At 67.1% G+C, this 19610-nt stretch carries 17 protein-coding genes; 12 read left to right on the forward strand and 5 right to left on the reverse strand.

Going from position 1 to position 19610, the window contains the following annotated elements; all coding sequences use genetic code 11:
• Positions 1-5 precede the first annotated feature (5 nt).
• Genes JQT59_RS19290 through JQT59_RS19310 form a run of 5 tightly spaced genes read left to right on the forward strand, consistent with a single transcriptional unit; the run spans position 6 to position 6017 of the window.
• Complete coding sequence (locus JQT59_RS19290; protein ID WP_213571621.1) at positions 6-1226, forward strand: cysteine desulfurase family protein; 1221 nt, start codon at positions 6-8, stop codon at positions 1224-1226.
• A complete protein-coding gene (gene mnmA, locus JQT59_RS19295) occupies positions 1226-2320 on the forward strand; it encodes a tRNA 2-thiouridine(34) synthase MnmA (RefSeq protein WP_213571622.1) in 1095 nt (364 codons plus the stop codon). The genes JQT59_RS19290 and mnmA overlap by 1 nt, the downstream gene beginning before the upstream one ends.
• Entirely contained in the window at positions 2317-3339 is a 1023-nt protein-coding gene (locus tag JQT59_RS19300; protein ID WP_213571623.1) for a methionine synthase, read from the forward strand. Before mnmA ends, JQT59_RS19300 begins: the two co-directional genes overlap by 4 nt.
• Before the next feature lie 41 nt (positions 3340-3380).
• Positions 3381-5471, forward strand: coding sequence for an NAD-dependent DNA ligase LigA (gene ligA, locus JQT59_RS19305; protein ID WP_213571624.1), 2091 nt, complete (start codon positions 3381-3383; stop codon positions 5469-5471).
• Positions 5472-5528: 57 nt separating this feature from the next.
• Complete coding sequence (locus JQT59_RS19310; protein WP_213571625.1) at positions 5529-6017, forward strand: GNAT family N-acetyltransferase; 489 nt, start codon at positions 5529-5531, stop codon at positions 6015-6017.
• A gap of 21 nt (positions 6018-6038) precedes the next feature.
• Here the strand turns inward: JQT59_RS19310 and JQT59_RS19315 are convergent, their stop codons facing one another.
• Positions 6039-6689, reverse strand: a complete 651-nt coding sequence (locus JQT59_RS19315; protein ID WP_213571626.1) for an ACT domain-containing protein — start codon at positions 6687-6689, stop codon at positions 6039-6041.
• Between the two features lie 350 nt (positions 6690-7039).
• Here JQT59_RS19315 and gatC point away from each other — a divergent pair, with 350 nt between their 5' ends.
• Positions 7040-7339 (forward strand): Asp-tRNA(Asn)/Glu-tRNA(Gln) amidotransferase subunit GatC, encoded by a 300-nt coding sequence (gatC, locus tag JQT59_RS19320; RefSeq protein ID WP_109331061.1) that lies wholly within the window; start codon positions 7040-7042, stop codon positions 7337-7339.
• Positions 7336-8832: an Asp-tRNA(Asn)/Glu-tRNA(Gln) amidotransferase subunit GatA gene (gene gatA, locus JQT59_RS19325; RefSeq protein ID WP_213571627.1), complete on the forward strand. Its 1497-nt coding sequence runs from the start codon at positions 7336-7338 to the stop codon at positions 8830-8832. The genes gatC and gatA overlap by 4 nt, the downstream gene beginning before the upstream one ends.
• Here gatA and JQT59_RS19330 read toward each other — a convergent pair.
• Positions 8806-10263, reverse strand: a complete 1458-nt coding sequence (locus JQT59_RS19330; protein WP_213571628.1) for an alpha/beta-hydrolase family protein — start codon at positions 10261-10263, stop codon at positions 8806-8808. The genes gatA and JQT59_RS19330 overlap by 27 nt on opposite strands.
• A complete protein-coding gene (locus JQT59_RS19335; protein ID WP_249353681.1) occupies positions 10260-10919 on the reverse strand; it encodes a hypothetical protein in 660 nt (219 codons plus the stop codon). The genes JQT59_RS19330 and JQT59_RS19335 overlap by 4 nt, the downstream gene beginning before the upstream one ends.
• A 165-nt stretch (positions 10920-11084) precedes the next feature.
• Between JQT59_RS19335 and JQT59_RS19340 the strand changes: the two genes are divergently transcribed.
• The 4 genes from JQT59_RS19340 (at position 11085) to gatB (ending at position 15645) form a co-directional block, all read left to right on the forward strand.
• Entirely contained in the window at positions 11085-12254 is a 1170-nt protein-coding gene (locus tag JQT59_RS19340) for a sensor histidine kinase (RefSeq protein ID WP_213571629.1), read from the forward strand.
• A gap of 10 nt (positions 12255-12264) precedes the next feature.
• The gene (locus JQT59_RS19345; protein WP_213571630.1) at positions 12265-12927 is read left to right on the forward strand and encodes a response regulator; all 663 of its coding nucleotides are present in this window, start codon (positions 12265-12267) and stop codon (positions 12925-12927) included.
• Between the two features lie 132 nt (positions 12928-13059).
• On the forward strand, positions 13060-14091 hold the full coding sequence (locus JQT59_RS19350) for an ATP-dependent 6-phosphofructokinase (protein WP_109331051.1): 1032 nt from the start codon (positions 13060-13062) through the stop codon (positions 14089-14091).
• 42 nt (positions 14092-14133) lie between these two features.
• Positions 14134-15645, forward strand: a complete 1512-nt coding sequence (gatB, locus tag JQT59_RS19355) for an Asp-tRNA(Asn)/Glu-tRNA(Gln) amidotransferase subunit GatB (protein ID WP_213571631.1) — start codon at positions 14134-14136, stop codon at positions 15643-15645.
• Positions 15646-15702: 57 nt separating this feature from the next.
• On the opposite strand, the gene JQT59_RS19360 is transcribed toward gatB, so the two are convergent.
• Positions 15703-16857, reverse strand: a complete 1155-nt coding sequence (locus JQT59_RS19360) for a PQQ-dependent sugar dehydrogenase (protein ID WP_213571632.1) — start codon at positions 16855-16857, stop codon at positions 15703-15705.
• Positions 16858-16955: 98 nt separating this feature from the next.
• On the opposite strand from JQT59_RS19360, the gene JQT59_RS19365 reads away from it, so the two are divergent.
• Entirely contained in the window at positions 16956-17819 is an 864-nt protein-coding gene (locus JQT59_RS19365; protein ID WP_213577880.1) for a DoxX family protein, read from the forward strand.
• Between the two features lie 75 nt (positions 17820-17894).
• Here the strand turns inward: JQT59_RS19365 and JQT59_RS19370 are convergent, their stop codons facing one another.
• Positions 17895-19430: an amino acid permease gene (locus tag JQT59_RS19370; protein ID WP_213571633.1), complete on the reverse strand. Its 1536-nt coding sequence runs from the start codon at positions 19428-19430 to the stop codon at positions 17895-17897.
• Positions 19431-19610: the final 180 nt, after the last annotated feature.

A 19610-nucleotide genomic window follows, 5' to 3' on the forward strand; every position in this document is an offset into this window, starting at 1 on the left:
GGGTCATGACCTCTGCCCGCAGTGCCGACAGCCCTGTCTACCTGGACCACGCAGCTACCACTCCCATGGTGCCGGCGGCCGTCCAGGCGATGACCGACGTCTTCTCGACCGTGGGCAATGCGTCCTCGCTGCACGGCTCGGGGCGTGCCGCCCGCCGACGTATCGAGGAGGCGCGCGAATCGATCGCGGCCGACCTCGGGGCCCGTCCGTCCGAGGTGATCTTCACCTCCGGCGGAACCGAAAGTGACAACCTGGCGGTCAAAGGCATCTTCTGGGCCCGCCGCGACGCTGATCCCGCCCGGGTGCGGATCATCACGAGTTCCGTCGAGCATCATGCCGTCCTCGACGCGGTGGAGTGGCTCGAGCAGCACGAAGGCGCTCAGGTTTCGTGGCTTCCGGTCGACGAGCGCGGTCGGGTGTCCCCGCACGTGCTGCGCGACGAGTTGGCCCGCCATGCCGACGAAACCGCACTGGCCACGATCATGTGGGCCAACAACGAGGTCGGCACGATCATGCCGATCGCCGAACTGGCGGCGGTCGCGGCGGAGTTCGAAATTCCCATGCACAGCGACGCGGTCCAGGCCGTCACCCATCTGCCGGTCGATTTCACCGCGAGCGGTCTCTCCGCGCTCAGTATCGCCGCGCACAAGGTGGGCGGCCCGCAGGGAGTCGGTGCACTGCTGCTCGGACGGCAGGTGGCATGCGTTCCGCTACTGCACGGCGGCGGTCACGAGCGCGACCTGCGTTCGGGTACCCCGGACACGGCCGGTGTCGTCGGGATGGCGGCGGCATTGCGGCACGCCACCGCGAACCTCGACGCGCGCGCCGAGGAGTTGACCGTCCTGCGGGACCAGCTGATCACCCGAGTGCAGGAAATTCTTCCCGACGCCGTGTCGAACGGGCCGGTCGGTGCTGCACGCCTGCCCGGCAACGCCCATTTCACTTTCCCGGGCTGTGAGGGTGATTCCCTGCTGATGTTGCTCGACGCAGCGGGGATCGAGTGCTCCACCGGTTCGGCGTGTACGGCGGGCGTGGCTCGCCCGAGTCACGTCCTGACGGCGATGGGTGTGGACCCGGCCACCGCGCGGGGTTCGCTGCGGTTCTCGTTGGGACACACGTCGACGGCGGGAGACGTGGAAGCGTTGATCGCGGCGCTGCCGCAAGTAGTGGAGCGAGCCCGCGCCGCGGGGCTCGCCGGTGTCGGAGCGCGTGGAGGGAATCGTTGATGCGAGTACTGGCGGCCATGAGTGGCGGAGTCGACTCCGCCGTCGCTGCGGCCCGGGCTGTGGCCGCAGGGCATGACGTGGTCGGTGTGCACCTGGCGTTGTCCGCCGAACCGGGAACCTTGCGGACCGGATCGCGGGGGTGCTGCTCCAAAGAGGACGCCGGTGATGCCAGGCGTGCGGCGGACGTTCTCGGGATCCCCTTCTACGTCTGGGATTTCGCCGATCGCTTCAAGGAAGACGTGATCGACGACTTCGTGGCGTCCTACGCCGCCGGTGAGACACCCAACCCCTGCCTGCGCTGCAACGAAAAGATCAAGTTCGCGGCGCTGGCGGACCGCGCCATCGCACTCGGGTTCGACGCAGTGGCCACGGGTCACTATGCGCAGCTTCACGACGGGGTGCTGCGGCGCGCTGTCGATGCCGACAAGGACCAGTCCTACGTTCTCGGTGTGCTCACCGCCGAGCAGTTGTCCCGGGCGATGTTCCCGGTAGGTGACACTCCGAAAGAGCAGATCCGGGCGGAGGCGGCCGAGCGGGGTCTGGCCGTGGCGAACAAGCCCGACAGCCACGACATCTGCTTCATCCCCTCCGGCGACACCCGGGCGTTCCTCGGCGCGCGGATCGGTGTGCGCCCGGGAAGTGTGGTCGACGCCGACTCGGGTGAAGTTCTCGCGGAACATGAAGGCGTACACGGCTTTACCATCGGCCAGCGCAAGGGTCTCGGCGTCCAGGGTCCCGCAGCGGACGGACAGCCGCGGTATGTCACGGCGATCGAGCCGGAGACGGGCACCGTCCGGGTGGGTTCTGCTCGCAACCTCGAGGTGCTCACGATCAGGGCCGAGCGAGCCGTCTGGACGTCGGGCCGGGTGCCGGACGCGCCGATCGAGTGCACAGTTCAGGTACGCGCGCACGGCGGCCTGGCCGAGGCCGTGGCCGAGGCAGTCGACGGCGGCATCGCTATTTCGCTGCGCGAACCCCTCACCGGTGTGGCCAAGGGTCAGGCAGTGGTCCTCTACCGAACCGATCCGGCGGGCGACATCGTCCTCGGCAGTGGAACGATCTCGGGTACCGACTCCCGTCCGACCGCGCAGTGACACACACTGTTTCGCTGGCCGGTGCCGTCACCGGCGTCGGCTCGTGGCCCGGAACCGATGCACGCGAAGCCGCCACGATCGTTCTCGGTGAACTGGGCAGGCTTCCCCACCTGGTGGAGTTGCCCGCGCGGGGGCTGGGAGCAGACTTGATCGGCCGTGCGAGCGCACTTCTCGTCGATCTGCAGCTGGACGTATCCACGACGGCGTACCGGGTGGTCTCGCGGAGAGGTTCGGTGGCCAAGCGTGCTACCGACCTGCTGAACCAGGACCTCGACGCGCTCGAAGAAGCCTGGGAGACGGCCGGTCTGGTCGGCGCCGACCATGTGGTGAAAGTGCAGGCGGTCGGACCGCTCACCTTGGCCGCGGAAGTGGAGTTCGGCACGGGCCGCCGCGTCCTCACCGATCCGGGCGCGGTGCGGGACTTCGCCGAGTCGCTGGGTGAGGGTGTGGCCCGGCATGCCGCCGAGGTGAGCCGCCGTCTCGGTGCGCAGGTCCTGATCCAGTTCGACGAACCGCGGTTGCCTGCGGTGCTGGCGGGCACGTTGTCCGGCCGGACCCGTCTCGAGACGGTTCGCGCGCTGCCCGAGCCGGAGGCCCTCGCGGTGCTCGAGGCGGCTCTCACCGGCTCCGGTGGTGTCACGATGGTGCACTGCTGCGCCGCGGGGATACCCACCGACCTGCTGCGGCGCAGTACGGCACAAGCGGTCGGCCTGGACGTGGCGCAGCTGACAGCAGCCGATCTGGACGGCATCGGGGAACTGCTCGACGCCGGGAAGGAGCTGGCTCTCGGATTGATCCCCAGCGTGGCGCCGTCGATCCCCACCACGTGGCGTGACCTCGCCGCACCGGCCGTGACGCTGATCGACCGACTCGGTTTTCCCCGCACGACACTGCGCACCCAGGTGGCGGTCACGCCGGCATGTGGGCTCGCCGGAGCAGACGAGCAGTGGAGTCGTGAGGCCCTGCGTCTGAGCACTGAAGTGAGTAGTGCGTTCACCGACGACCCCGAATCACTGTGACTCGCCGGTTGGCTGTCGGCCCGACCGGTTAATCTTCGGACGTGACTGAATCGACCGAAGCCCCGACACCCGCCCCCGGCGACGTACGGGAGCGGTGGAACGAACTGGCCGAGGAAGTGCGGCAGCATCAGTTCCGCTACTACGTCCGCGACGCGCCCGTCATTTCCGACGGTGAGTTCGATGCGCTGCTCGGACAGTTGAACGACCTCGAGAATCAGTACCCGGACCTGCGCACCCCCGACTCGCCGACCCAGCTCGTCGGCGGCGGCTTCGCGACGGATTTCACCTCCGTCGACCACCTCGAGCGCATGCTCAGTCTCGACAACGTGTTCGCCACCGACGAGTTGCGCACCTGGATCAGCCGGGTGGAACAGGAGGCGGGTGCCGATCTGCCCTACCTCTGCGAGGTGAAGATCGACGGCGTCGCACTCAACCTCGTGTACGAGAACGGCCGACTCGTGCGCGCAGCCACTCGCGGTGACGGGCGCACGGGCGAGGACGTCACACTCAACGCACGCACGATCGACGATATTCCGGAAAGGCTCACCGGCACAGACGAATACCCGGTTCCCGCCTTGCTCGAGGTGCGCGGCGAGGTGTTCTTCCGGCTCGAGGATTTCGCGGCTCTCAACGCCGCGCTCGTCGACGAAGGCAAGGCACCCTTCGCGAATCCCCGCAACTCCGCAGCCGGCTCGCTTCGGCAGAAAAATCCCGCGGTCACGGCCCGTCGCCGTCTCGGAATGATCTGTCACGGTTTCGGCCGTATCGAAGGGTTCGAGCCCGTCTCGCAGTACGACGCCTACACGGCGCTGGCCGCATGGGGTCTGCCCGTCTCCTCACATACCTCCCGCGTCGTGGGCGCCGACGCGGTGGTGGCGAAGGTCCAGTACTGGGGTGAACACCGGCACGACGTCGAGCACGAAATCGACGGACTGGTGGTGAAGGTCGACGAGATGTCGCTGCAACGCCGGCTCGGTTCCACCTCGCGAGCCCCGCGGTGGGCAATCGCGTACAAATACCCGCCCGAGGAAGCCACCACCAAGCTCCTCGACATCCGGGTCAATGTGGGGCGGACGGGACGGGTCACACCATTCGCCTACATGGAACCGGTCACCGTCGCCGGTTCCACCGTGTCACTCGCCACCCTGCACAACGGCTCCGAGGTCAAGCGCAAGGGTGTCCTGATCGGTGACACCGTGGTGATCCGCAAGGCTGGTGACGTCATCCCAGAGGTTCTGGGCCCCGTCGTCGACGTGCGCACGGGAGAGGAGCACGAGTTCGTCATGCCGACGCACTGCCCCGAGTGCGGCACCCTTCTGGCCCCGGCCAAGGAGGGGGATGCCGACATCCGCTGCCCCAATCAGCGCTACTGTCCCGCGCAGCTCCGGGAGCGGGTCTTCCACGTCGCGGGCCGCGGCGCGTTCGACATCGAGGTGCTCGGTTACGAGGCCGCGACGGGGTTACTCGAGGCCGGGGCGATCGAGGACGAGGGTGACCTGTTCTCGATCACGGAGGACGATCTCCTGAAGACGTCGATCTTCCGGACCAAGGCGGGCGCTCTCTCCGCCAACGGCCGGCGGCTCCTCGACAACCTCGACTCCGCGAAGGATAAACCGCTGTGGCGGGTGCTCGTGGCGTTGTCGATTCGTCATGTGGGACCTACGGCCGCCCGTGCGCTTGCCGGCGAGTTCGGTTCGCTCGATCGGATCCGCCAGAGTTCTGTCGAGGAGTTGGCGGCAGTGGACGGCGTGGGCGGCACCATTGCCGCGGCGGTCGCGGAATGGTTCGGAGTCGACTGGCATCTGCAGATCGTCGAGAAGTGGGCGGCGGCCGGGGTGCGCATGGAAGACGAACGTGACGAATCGATCCCGCGCAACCTCGAGGGCTTGTCGATCGTGGTGACGGGATCGCTCGAGACGTTCTCACGTGATCAGGCCAAGGAAGCCATCCTCGTCCGAGGCGGCAAGGCCGCGGGTTCGGTGTCGAAGAAGACGGCCTACGTGGTGGTCGGGGAATCACCGGGCTCGAAGCACGACAAGGCCGTCGAACTCGGTGTTCCTGTTCTCGACGAGGACGGATTCCGGCGACTGCTCGAAAGTGGGCCGGAGGCTGTGACCGATTCGGCGATGTGACCGGTTCCTCACTCCCCTTTTTTGGGCACCGTGAGGTGTCCTGCCATAGTTCTGGACATGATCGAAATACGGGATGTGACCCCGGAGGAGTACGAGGTCGTCGGCGACCTGACGGTGATCGCGTACGTCGGCGGCGGATTCGTCGAAGCGCACGATCCGTACACCGAACGCTTGCGCGATACGGCCGGACGTGTGGAGAAGGCGGATGTCCGGGTTGCCGTCATCGACGGTCAGGTCGTCGGCTCGGTCACGATCGCGGATCCGACGTCGCCCTACGCGGATGTGGCACAGCCGGGCGAGCTCGAGTTCCGCATGCTCGCGGTGTCGCCGGACGCGCGCGGCTCCGGCGTCGGTTCGGCGTTGGTGCGACACGTACTGGACACCGCCTACGACCGGGGCGACCGCGCCGTCGTGATGTCGACGCAGCCGTCGATGGAAGCCGCCCGGCGTATCTACGACCGCAACGGATTTGTTCCTGTGGCCCAACGGAATTGGAATCCGGTACCCGGCGTGGAGCTGACCGTCCTGGTCCGCGAACTGGTGTGAGGCAGGCCGCGGGTCAGGCCCTCAGCCCAGTACGGTCGCGATGATGCCGGCCAGGTACCCCAGCCGCGCGACTTCCGAAGGGCGGAACTCCGGACCCCCGGGCCGGCCCAGCATCAGCACGCGTCCGGTGGCGCCGAGTGGGGCCGCGGCCAGCGTGGTGTTCATATCGCGCCACACCTGCGGTACCCAGTCGCCCTCACCGTCCAGTGCCGTCGGCTTCTCGAGGGGCATCCACGGGATGTCCGTGGCATGGGTTTCCGGAGCTCCGGAACTTCCGACGACCCGGTAAGCGCCCCGCGGTCCCAGGTCCGCGACCACGGACCAGCCGACGCGCAGCACCCGCGGAGCGCCGTCGACCAGGACCTGCAGACGGTCGTCCGCCGCGGTGGCCACCTGATCTATCAACTCGAGTTCGCGGTGGGTGTCGAGTATTCCGGCATAGGGACGAATGGAATCGATGGTGACGTCGGGGAGGGCCTCGGCGGCGGTGATCAGGGTGTCGGGGAGGGACCCCGGCTCGACATCGACCACGAGGTCGTCGATGGCGAATCCTGCACCCCGCTCCACCACGTCGAGCGACAGAATGTCAGCGCCCACCGAACCGAGGGCGACGGCGAGCGAGCCGAGGCTACCTGGTCGGTCGGGGAGCTGGACGCGAAGCAGATACGACACGTGCGTCCCTTTCACCACGAGATAAACGCGGGAGTGCTACCTGCGACCCCCGTCACGACCATCCTTGCACTTTCGGTTCCGAGTATGCGGTCCCCCCTCCGCCTTCGGGGACCGGCTGCGCGGGAGTTGCTGGTCGCGCGCGATTAGTTGACACCCCCGATACCGAATCGCCTCATTCGCGAAACATGTCGACTCGAAACCTGGGCCCGTCACCACCACACCGGTCATGGTCTTCGTGGTTCCACCACCCTTCCCGACCGTCAGGAAGCGGCGCTGGCTGCACGCCTGATTAGGCCACGCTCTAGGCTGGGAAGGACATTGTGTACGTCCGACCTGAAAGGGGCCCCGCGGTGCCTGCCATCTCCCGTGACGAGGTCGCGCACCTCGCGCGGCTGTCTCGACTCGCCCTGACCGACGCCGAACTCGACGAGTTCGCGGGTCAGCTGGACTCGATTCTCAGCCACGTGAAGGTGGTCACCGAGGTTCCCGCAGAAGACGTCCAGCCGATGGCGAACCCGAACGCGGTCACCAACGTGACCCGTCCGGATGTGATCGTTCCCGGGCTCACCCCGGAGCAGGCGCTGTCCGGCGCGCCCGCTGTCGAACAGGATCGTTTCGCCGTCCCGCAGATTCTCGGAGAGGGCGAATGAGCGCCGAACTGACCACACTCGACGCGGCAGAACTGGCGTCGAAGATTCACAGCCGTGAGGTGTCGTCCGTCGAGGTCACCCAGGCACATCTCGACCGTATCGCGGAGGTCGACGGCGGACTCGGAGCCTTCCTGCACGTTGCGGGGGAGCAGGCCCTCGTGTCGGCGAAGGAGGTGGACAGCGCGCTAGCGGCCGGTGAGGCTCCTGCATCGCCGCTGGCGGGAGTTCCGTTGGCGCTCAAAGACATTTTCACCACCACCGACATGCCCACCACTTGTGCCTCGAAGGTCCTCGAGAACTGGGTGGCCCCCTACGACGCGACTCTCACGGGCAAGCTCCGCGCCGCCGGAATTCCGATCCTCGGCAAGACCAACCTCGACGAGTTCGCCATGGGCTCGTCCACCGAGAACTCCGCATACGGCCCCACCCGCAACCCGTGGGACCCCACGCGCGTCCCGGGTGGCTCGGGTGGCGGCAGCGCCGCGGCGCTCGCATCCCGGCAGGCCCCGCTCGCGATCGGTACCGACACCGGTGGATCGATCCGTCAGCCCGCCGCCCTCACCGCGACGGTGGGCACCAAGCCGACCTACGGCACGGTGTCCCGTTTCGGCCTGGTCGCCTGTGCGTCGTCGCTGGATCAGGGTGGGCCCTGTGGTCGCACAGTTCTCGACACCGCCCTGCTGCACGAGGTGATCGCCGGACATGATCCGCGCGACTCCACGTCCATCGATGCGCCGGTCCGCCCGGTGGTCGCCGCAGCGCGCGAGGGCGCGGGCGGCAACCTGCGGGGTGTGAAGGTCGGCGTAGTCAAGGAACTGCACTCCGACAGCTACCAGCCCGGCGTCCTCTCCTCGTTCGACGCTGCCGTGGCACAGCTCACCGAACTGGGTGCCGAGGTCGTCGAAGTGTCGTGTCCCAACTTCGAGTACGCGCTCGCGGCGTACTACCTGATCCTCCCGAGTGAGGTGTCCTCCAATCTCGCCCGGTTCGATGCCATGCGTTACGGACTGCGGATCGACGAGGGTGACATGAGCGCGGATCAGGTGATGGCCGCTACCCGTGCCGCGGGCTTCGGCCCGGAGGTCAAGCGTCGCATCATGATCGGTACCTACGCACTCTCGGCGGGGTACTACGACGCGTACTACGGCCAGGCGCTCAAGGTCCGGACTCTCATCTCCCGCGACTTCGACAGGGCCTATGAGAAGGTCGATGTCCTCGTGTCGCCCACCAGTCCGTTCACGGCCTGGAAGCTGGGGGAGAAGGTCGGCGATCCACTCGCGATGTATCTGTCGGACCTGTGCACCCTGCCTACCAATCTCGCGGGCCATTGCGCGATGTCCGTTCCGTCCGGACTGTCGGCGGACGACGGTCTTCCGGTCGGGTTGCAGATCATGGCGCCGGCGCTGGCCGACGAGCGGCTCTACCGGGTGGGTGCGGCGTTCGAAGCTGCTCGTGGTCCCCTCGAATCACCGAGTGAGGTCGCAGTCGGGTAGGGCTGTGCCCTGTTCCTTCCCGTAGCGATGCCCGTGCCCGGCGGGGAAGTTCAGCGCTGACAGGAGGTCGACGCTCGCCTGGAGGAACGTCAGGCCGGGAATCCACTGTGGGATAGGGGCATCGGCCACGGCCCGTGACAGATCGGGCCGGCGCAGGATCAGGTCGGGTGACCACCACACGACGGGATCGGACGTGTTGGCCAGAACCGTTGCGCCGTCGGTCATCACAGACCCGGCGGGCGGTCCGGCCCACAGCGCCCCGCATGCTCGCCGGCCAAGGTCTGCCGCGTCGGCGAATTGCGCGCTCCCGCCGACGGATCCGAGGCTCTGACCGTAGACGTAGAGGGCGGGACGGATCGCATCGGGTAGTGCCGTGATGCGATCGGCGACCGCATCGAACAAGGCTGCCGCCGATTCGTCGGCCGCCGAACGGCCGAAGACGAAGGTGATCCAACTCGGTGCGTAGGAATATTGGAGCCCGACAATCGCGACGTCGTCGTCGAAGCGGTCCTCGAATCCTTCCGCCGCGTTCTCGTCGATCCAGCCGGAGCCGGTGGGGACGGTGACGACGATGGCCGAGCGGGCAAATCCGCCGGCCCTCTCGAGTTCCGAGACTGCCAGCGCCGCACGGGACTTCACGTCCGGTGCCGAGTTCATCCCGACGTAGGTGCGGATACTCCCGGCCTGTTCACCGGCCGCCACGAAGCGACGTCCCTGTCGCCCGAGCGACTCCCAGCTGACAACGGACTCGGGGCTCCCCGCTCGTGCGGCAGACATCGGGCGCTGCAACGAGACGTCGACCACGTCATTGGAATCGCTGTAGGAGCGCGACATCATCTCCCATACAGCGGGCCCGGCAACCAGTTGCAGACCGGTCGCGAGAACGACGGCCGTCGTAGCACTGCCGATCCAGCCGAGCCGGTGGGCCACCGAGGAGACGGTCGCACCGGCGGCGACCACGATCACGAAGGTTGTTACGGCTCCGAGTATCACCTGCATCCAGTGGCCCGGGCCGGCGCTGCTCATCCCCATCACCTGTCGTAGGGAGTCCTGCCAGTGATCGGCCGCGACCATCGCCCAGGTGGTGGTGACCATCGCGCCGAGCAAGACGAGGAGTCGAACGGATTCCCGTGGTACCCGGGAGCCGGAGGAGCGGGTGAGCACCTGTCGCAGCCGACGAGCGAGGACGAGCATCCCGAGCCCCGCCGCAGCGAGGACCCCGGTGAACAGGGCCTGCGTCAGGGCGCTTCGAGGGAGCAATGACGGTGTGAGAGATGCGAGTACGCAGAGAGTGACGACGATCGTGGAGGACGCCCGAGGAAGTGCCGACACCGGAATCGTCGTGGCGAGGGCCCGGCGCAGCGCAGATGCCGGTACCGGGCAGCCATAGTCCCCGAGAGGCCGCGTGCCCAGAACGGTGGTCGTGCTCATGCGACGGCTCCCTCGGGTTCCGGACGGCGGCGGAGGGACCAGACGGCACCCGCGAGAAGCGCCACACCGAGACCGCCTGCGAGCCCGTACCTGACTCCGGACTCCGTGACGGGCGTGGAATATCCCTGGCGCCAGCTATTTCCCGTGACGGCAGTGGCCGCGATGTTCGCCATGACGAAGCAGGATGCGCGAGCCCGTTCGTCGACGCGCGTGTCACAGGCCGCGTGCATGCGTCGATCGAGCTGTGCGTCCAGGCTCTGTCGGGCCCACGGCTCGAGGTCGTTCCCGGACCGGGAGGCGTAACGGAGGAGGTCGTATCCGAGGTCGTGGGCCTTGCACGACGCAACGAATTCGACCGGCAGCGGAACCGGGGACGAGCAGTCGCCGTCCGGGTCGGCGAGCATTCCCTCGACGCGCTGGGGTGTGTATCCCATGACGGATTCGAAGTCCCCGGGGATGGACGCTTCGCCGAACTCCTCGGCGGAGGTGAGCGTGCGCACCGCGTCCGACGCGGCGGGGTTCTCCGCCCGGGGTGTGTCCGCGGTCCCGGTCCCGGAAAACCCGGTAGTGGTCAGAAGTGCCGTTGCGGCACAGGCCACCGCTGCCCACGTAGTTCTCCGTGTCCCCGTCGTTCGCCCTGTCCCCGTCGTTCGCATGAGGACGACGGTATGAACAAGCGTTACGCAGCCACATCACACCGGAGTCCGGTTCGATTCCTGGCTTCGGAGGACCAGTCGGCTGCAATCTCATACCTCGGTACTAGAACTACCTCGGCCCGCGGAGTGAGGACTCGCTGCGAAGGCAGCTCCTACGCTCGACGTGTGGACAAGAAGACGCGAATCCGGAGCGTTGCTCGAGGTCAGTGGCTCAACGTGGCAATTGCCTCGGTCACAGCGATTCTCTTCGCTGTCGCGTGGCCGACACTGCAATTGACGCACCAGGTCAGCCCGCCGATTCAGCCGTTCGTTGCGGCGCTCGCAGCGTTCCCTTTCGTTCTGATCCGCGCCAACCCCGCACTCGGGTGGGCTGTCTCTGCAGTGTCCGCTCTGGTCATTCCGCGGGTCTTCGGACTGCAGGAGGGTTACGACTATCCCTGGCAGGTAGTCCATATCCTGGTGATCCTCGCGCTCCTGGCGGCTGTGAGTATGCGGGCGGCCATTCCGGTGGTCGGCGTCGCGTGGATCTCGACGGTACTCCTCTTCCTCGCCGACACTCCCGGCACCAACGGCCGCGGCTGGGCCGTCGGGCTCACGGCGATCGTCGTCTTCGGCCTGCTGATCCGCTGGCTCGTGCTCTCCCGCAGGCAACTCGCCCGGCAGGAGGAGTTGAGCGAGCTCGAACGCACGCGTCGCACGATTCTCGAGGAGAAGGCGCGCATCGCCCGCGACCTGCATGACGTTGTCGCACATCACATGTCGATGGTCGTCGTGCAGGCGCAGAGCGCCCCTTACCGCATCGCGAACGTGTCGGACGAGACCCGCGCGGAATTCGAGTCGATCGGCGCCGCCGGGCGCGCCGCACTGAACGAGGTGCGCGGACTGCTCGGCGTCTTGCGGAGCGACGGCCAGCTCGCCGAGCACGCCCCGCAGCCGGGGGTGGACCAGATCGGCGAGTTGCTCGAGGGCAGTCGGCGGGCCGGGATTCCAGTCACCTGGACTGTGTCCGGTGATCGGACACTCGTGTCCGAGTCGGTCGGATTGGTGATGTATCGCATCCTGCAGGAGTCACTGGCCAATACTGCGCGGCACGCATCGGGTGCGGCGGTCGAGGTGAAGATCACGTACCAATCTCCGATCGTGTCGCTTGCCGTGGTCAACGGTCCGGCGAAACGGAGTCTCGCATCCGCGCTGACCAGGCACGAATCCACCGGAGGCAACGGAATCATCGGCATGCGCGAGCGTGCGCAGGCCGTCGGAGGAGTGCTCACCACCCGGATGCACGACAACGGTGGATTCGAGGTGCACGCCGAGTTTGCGGCCGCGTCAGCCTAGGCTGACGGGCGTGGCCATCACCGTGTTCATCGCAGACGATCAAGCCATGGTCCGTCAGGGCTTCGGCGCCCTCCTCTCCTCACAGCCCGACATCAGCGTGATCGGCGACGCACCGGACGGGGCTGTGGCGGTGACCGAGGTCAAACGTCTGCGTCCCGACGTGGTGCTCATGGATGTCCGGATGCCGGAGATGAACGGCCTCGATGCGGCGCGCATGATCCTGTCGGCCGGATTCGACCCCCCGGTGCGTGTGCTGATGCTCACCACCTTCGACGTCGACGACTATGTCTACGAAGCACTCAGTATCGGAGCCAGCGGTTTCATGCTCAAAGATGCGCCCGCCGAAGAACTGGTTCGTGCGGTCCGCGTCGTCGCCGACGGTGAGGCACTTCTGGCGCCGACCGTCACCCGGCGTCTCATCGCCGACGTGACCAGCCGCCGCAGCACTACGCGTCGTAAACCCGCTGCGCTGTCGGCGCTGACCCCGCGCGAGCGGGAGGTTCTCGAACTCATCGCCCGCGGGATGTCCAACACCGAGATAGCCGACCGCCTGTTCGTCGCCGAGCAGACCGTCAAGACGCACGTCGGAAAGGTGCTGTCCAAGCTCGATCTCCGCGACCGCGCACAGGCCGTGGTACTTGCCTACGAGAGTGGCCTCGTCACACCGGGCTGAAAAAGAACCCGGCGGTCCGAGGTGCTCTCACGGCGCCGGAGCGGCAAGATGGATAAGGAGAACCACGATCACCACACGAGGTGCCGTCCCTCCGGGAGACGGCGCCGCAACGGGAGAACGAGGGGTGCTTGGATGCGGATCGGGATCCTGACCGGCGGCGGCGACTGCCCCGGACTCAACGCGGTGATCAGGGCGGTGGTGCGTACTGCCGACGGTCGGTACCGCAGCTCGGTGGTCGGATTCCGGGACGGGTGGCGCGGCCTGCTCGAGGATCGCAAGGTTCCGTTGTCCAACGACGACCGGATCGACCGCATCCTCACCCGCGGTGGCACCATCCTCGGAACGGCCCGGGTGAACCCGGACAAATTGAAAGCCGGACTGGACCAGATCCGCCAAACCCTCGACGACAACGGGATCGACGCCCTCATTCCGATCGGAGGTGAGGGAACGCTCACTGCCGCAGGATGGTTGGCAGAAAGCGGTGTCCCGGTCATCGGGGTTCCGAAGACCATCGACAACGACATCGATTGCACCGACGTGACGTTCGGCTTCGACACCGCGCTGTCCATCGCGACGGATGCGATCGACCGGTTGCACACCACGGCAGAGTCGCACCAACGGGTCATGCTGGTGGAAGTGATGGGCAGACACGCCGGCTGGATCGCGCTGCACTCGGGTCTGGCGACGGGCGCGCACCTCACCCTCGTTCCCGAGGTGCCGTTCGACGTCGCGGAGGTGTGCGACATGGTGAAGAAGCGGTTCCAAAGGGGCGACTCCCACTTCATCTGTGTTGTCGCCGAGGGTGCGGCACCCACCCCCGAGTCGATGACGCTGCGCGAAGGCGGCATCGACGAGTTCGGGCACAAACGATTCACCGGTGTCGCGCAGCAGCTCGGCGCCGAGATCGAGCGCCGCATCGGCAAGGAAGTACGGACAACGGTTCTCGGGCACGTGCAGCGGGGCGGCACTCCCACCCCGTACGACCGGGTACTCGCCACCCGCTTCGGGGTGCACGCCACGGACGCGGTCCACCGCGGAGACTTCGGGCAGATGGTGGCCTTGCACGGCACGTCGATCGAATTGGTGGCGCTCACCGACGCCACCCGTCACCTCAAGACCGTGCCGCGCGAGCGGTACGACGAGGCAGCCGCCTTTTTCGGCTGACCGCGTTTTTCGGCACGCGAGCAGGCGCATAAACTCTTCTGCATGACTGCTGTCGACGCGCCTGCCCTCCTCGACTACGACGATGTGCTCGCCAAGTACGAGCCTGTTCTCGGCATGGAGGTACACGTAGAGCTCGGCACCAACACCAAGATGTTCTGCCCGTGCCCCACTGAGTTCGGGGCGGAGCCGAACACGCAGGTGTGCCCGGTGTGCCTGGGCCTGCCGGGGTCGTTGCCGGTGGTCAACGAGGCGGCGGTGGAGTCCGCGATCCGGATCGGTCTGGCGCTGAACTGCTCGATCACGCCGTGGGGCCGCTTCGCGCGGAAGAACTACTTCTACCCGGACCAGCCGAAGAACTATCAGATCTCGCAATACGACGAGCCGATCGCCACCGACGGTTACCTCGACGTCGTCCTCGACGACGGCACCACCTGGCGCGTCGAGATCGAGCGTGCCCACATGGAAGAGGACACCGGGAAGTCGCTGCACGTCGGCGGCGCGACCGGCCGTATCCACGGAGCAAGCCACTCGCTACTCGACTACAACAGGGCGGGCGTGCCTCTGGTCGAGATCGTGACCAAGACCATCAGTGGTGCAGGTGCGCGAGCGCCCGAGGTGGCCCGCGCCTACGTCACCGCCCTCCGTGATCTGCTGAAGTCGCTGAAGGTGTCGGACGTGCGCATGGACCAGGGCTCGATGCGCTGCGACTCCAACGTGTCGCTGATGCCGATCGGTGCTACCGAACTGGGAACCCGGACCGAGACGAAGAACGTCAACTCCCTCAAGAGCGTCGAGGTGGCGGTCCGGTACGAGATGCGCCGTCAGGCCGCCGTGCTGGAGTCGGGGGGTGCGGTGATCCAGGAAACACGCCACTTCCAGGAGGCGGACGGCACCACGTCGCCGGGCAGGCGCAAGGAGACCGCCGAGGACTACCGCTATTTCCCGGAACCCGACCTCGAGCCCGTAGCGCCCAGCGCCGAATGGATCGAGGAACTCCGCGGCACACTGCCGGAGTTGCCGTGGGTCCGTCGGGCCCGGATCCAAGCCGACTGGGGTGTTTCCGACGAGGTGATGCGCGACCTCGTGAACGCAGGTGCCCTCGACCTGGTGATCGCCACGGCCGACGCCGGAGCCTCCCCGGAAGCCGCACGGTCGTGGTGGGTGTCGTACCTCGCCCAGCAGGCCAACACCCGCGGCGTGGAGTTGACGGCCCTGCCGATCACCCCGGCGCAGGTGGCCGAGGTGGTCGCGCTCATCGACAACGGCACGCTGAACAACAAGGTGGCGCGCCAGGTGGTCGACCGCGTCCTCGACGGCGAGGGCGACCCCAAGCAGGTTGTCGCGAACCATCCGGAATTCGTGGTGGAGCGGGACGACACCAAGCTGAAGGCTGCCGTCGACGAGGCCTTGGCAGCCAACCCTGATATCGCCGACAAGATTCGCGGCGGAAAGGTGGCCGCTGCAGGCAAGATCGTCGGCGACGTCATGAAGGCGACGCGGGGTCAGGCAGATCCCGCACGCGTCAAGGAACTCGTCATCGAGGCGTGCAGCTAGACCCTCGCTGCCGCGTGCATGTGTGCAGGGGGTGCACGCGGGGTGGAGCGGAACCGATCAGTCGAATCCGCCGCCGCCCGAGGGCAACGGCATCTTGATCACGCGGTCGTCGTTGGGGCCGGGCTGACCGGCTGTCTTGTTCACCGTGCTGACCCAGATCAGCCCGTCCGGTCCGAGGGCGGCCCCACCGAGCTGGCCGTACCGGTCCTGGACGATGACGCCCGGGGCAGTGGTGACCGCTCCGGTGCTCGGGTCGGCGGCGAGCGCCGACATTGCTTTGGCCGTGCTCAACGACACCGCGACGACATCCTGCGCCGCCACGCAGCCCCCCACTCCGGGGCGCTCCGGCCACGTCCACACCGGGGAGGACACGGCACCGTCGGCACTCACGCGCTGCAGGCGATCCTCGAGGGGTGTGCGGTCGGTGACCCAGACCGCCACACCGGGGTCGACGCACACCCCACCGGCGGTCCCGATGCCGGACAGGACGACCTGCGGGCGGGGCTGCGCGGGGGTCGGGGCGGGTGACAGCGCGGTGACCTTCAACAGCTTGCCGGCGAGAGAGGCGGGATCGGACGCGGCGGCAGGATTGCCGGCGTTTCCGGTGAGCACCATGAGTTCGTCGCCGGAGAATTCGAGTGAACCGGCATTGCCGACATTCCCACGCGGTATCCCGCCGAGCACTTCCTTGGCCGTATCGCCCGGTGCCACCCGCACCACCCGGTTGTCGGTGGGAGTCGAGATGTAGGCGTAGATCAAGTTGTCCTCGACGAAGCTCGGTGACAGTGCGATATCGAGGAGTCCGCCGTCGGAACTGGCGTCGACGTCGATGTGCGCTATCTCTCTGGGCTGGCGACCCTGTGCGACCTCGAGGATGCGTCCGGTGCGTCGTTCTGCGACCAGCGCGGTGGCTGCGTCGGGAAGGACGACGAGCCCGCCCGTGGTGTCGAGACAGGTGGCGATGACACTGGGGTCCGGATCCTGGCACGGTCCGAGCGGCCCGCTGGGCGGTGGGGGTGTGGTGGTGGACGGAGGCGGACTCTCGGGCTCTACCTCGGCACCCGACGCCTCGGAAGGTTCGGGGCTGAACGGTGAGGAGGCCGAATCGTCGAACTTCGCACAGCCTGCCGCGAGCAACGCGGTGACGCACAGCACGGACACCATCCATGTCGATCTGCCGGTCGCCCTGCGGCTCAGCCCACCCACCATCATGAGTGAAACGTTACGGAAGGGTGCGGCGTCACCGCCACGCCGCACCTGCTTCCCGGCGATGTTCCCCGCGCCGACCTACCCTGGACGGTGTGACTGACATGCGGAAAGATCCCAGCGAGTCGCCGGACCCCGGTGCCTCGGACCACGGCGCCTCACCGGACTACGGCAAGGTCTCCAGCCCGTACGACTCTCCGACGGAGCGTTTTCCGACGGCCACGCCGGCGGCGGGTTCCGGGGGACGCACGCTTCCGCACACTGACGACGAACTGGATTTCGGTGACTCTCGGGGCGCGGGTCTGCCGACCGAGCAGATCCCGGCCTACCGGGACTCGGGGTCGTTCGGATCGGATCAGCCGACGGAGGTTCTCGGCGGCACTTCCGCCGCAGCGGCCGCATCGCCGGGTACGACCGCGGTCGGGACGGCGGGTGACGGTGACGTGAAAATCGGTCGCGGAACCCTGGATCTCGGGTTGCTCGCACTGCGCCTCGCAGTGGGCGGCACGGCTCTGGTGCACGGACTGCAGAAGTTGACGGGGATATGGAACGGCCCGGGTCTCGACGGGTTCGAGGAGATGCTGGCGAACTCCGGATTCCAGCAGGCGAAGCTCCTGGCGATCCTGGGTGCTGTCGGTGAGGTCGCCGGTGGGGCGTTGCTGATCCTCGGACTGGTGACGCCACTGGCCGCTGCTTCGGTTCTCGCGGTAATGATCAACGCGTGGGCGTTCCGCCAGACGGCGGAACCGGGCCTCGAGTACTTCGCGCCTGCGGGAACCGAGTATGAGACCCTGCTCGGTGTGTGCGCCGGGGTCATCATTCTCACCGGGCCCGGTCGCATCTCTCTCGACGGTCGCCGGGGATGGGCGACCCGTCCGTTCATCGGTTCGTTCGTCGCGCTGATCTTGGGTGTCGCTGCCGGCGTCTGCACCTGGATCTTCCTCAACGGGGCCAACCCGCTCATCTGACTTCGCAGACGACTCCGCCGCACCTTCTCAGGGAGGTGCGGCGGAGTCATGTCTCTCAGGTCAGTTCTGTGCAAATCAGTTCTGTGCGAACTCGGGGAGCTTCTCCTCTTCCGGCGGCTCTGCCTCGGCGGCGAGACGCCGGCCCAGGACGGACTTGCGCCGGCCGTACGCGAAGTAGATCAGCACACCGAGTGCCATCCACCCGACGAACCGGATCCACGTCTCCACCGAGAGATTGAGCATCAACCATCCGCAGGCGGCGACGGCGAGGATCGGAACCAGCGGAACGAGCGGGACGCGGAAACCGCGCGGCAGGTCGGGCCGCGTGCGGCGAAGAATGATCACACCGATGCAGACCAGCACGAACGCGAACAGCGTGCCGATGTTCACCATCTCTTCCAGCGTGCCCATGGGGAAGAACGCGGCGAGGAAAGCCACGACCGCCCCGACGATCAGGGTGATCCGAACTGGCGTCCCCTTGGTGCCCGTCTTGGCCAGCCCGCGCGGCATCAGTCCGTCCCGAGACATTGCGAAGAGCACTCGGGTCTGTCCGAGCATCATGACCATGACCACGGTGGTCAGGCCGGCGAGGCCGCCGAAGTTGATGGCCGTCTGCGCCCAGGTGATGCCGTGTGCCTCGAAAGCGGTGGCGAGAGTGGCACTGCTGTCACCGACCAGCGGACTCCCGGTCTTCAGATCGGTGTACTTGACCATGCCGGTGAGGACGAGGGTGACGGCGACGTAGAGGACGGTGACGATGGCGAGGGAGCCCAGGATGCCGCGGGGCAGAGCCTTCTGCGGGTTCTTGGTTTCCTCGGCAGTGGTGGCGACGACATCGAACCCGATGAAGGCGAAGAACACGAGGCTGGCCGCGGCGAGCAGGCCGTACCAGCCGTAGCTGCTGCCGTCGGCGCCGGTGAGGAAGGAGAACAGGGTCTGGTGCACGCCCTGCGCAGTACTCGACGCACCCTCGGCGGGCGGAATGTAGGGCGCGTAGTTCTCCTTCTTGATGTAGAAGACGCCCACCGCGATGACGAGAAGAACGACGGCGATCTTGATGGCCGTGATGATCGCAGAGACGCGGGAGGAGACCTTGGTGCCGACGGCGAGCACGGCGGTGATAGCGCCGACGATGATCAGCGCACCCCAGTCGAAGTCGATCGGCCCGAGATGCGCTGTGGTGGCGCCGCTGAAGCCGAGCGCGTTGCCCAGATACAGCGACCAGCCTTTACCCACCACGGCCGACGCGAGTGCGAATTCGAGGATGAGGTCCCAGCCGATGATCCAGGCGACGAATTCGCCGAAGGTGGCGTACGAGAAGGTGTATGCGCTTCCGGCCACTGGAACGGTGGACGCGAACTCGGCGTAACACAGCGCGGCGAGCCCGCACGCGATGGCGGCGAGTACGAAAGCGAGCGAGATGGACGGCCCGGCGACGTTGCCTGCGGTGCGGGCCGTGAGCGTGAAGATGCCGGCACCGATCACGACAGCCACGCCGAAGACGGTGAGATCCTTGGCGGTCAATTCCCTCCGCAGCCGAGTGTCAGGCTCGTCGGTGTCCGCGATCGATTGCTCGACGGATTTCGTTCGCCATATGCCGACTCCTGGCATGTGTCGCTCCTAGGTTGTGTTCCCGGTGGCCTCGTGGGCCGGAGGATGGTGGCTGTGCGCCGATGTGATGTAGGTCTCATCGGCCAACTGAGGGAACCACTACTGAGCGCCGTGTGCAAGGAGCGGGCCGGTAACTGATCAGAATGATCAGTGGAGGTCGTGCGAGCGGCTCGGGCTCTG

This window comes from Rhodococcus sp. USK13, assembly GCF_018343855.1.
Classification (GTDB): domain Bacteria; phylum Actinomycetota; class Actinomycetes; order Mycobacteriales; family Mycobacteriaceae; genus Rhodococcus_F; species Rhodococcus_F oxybenzonivorans.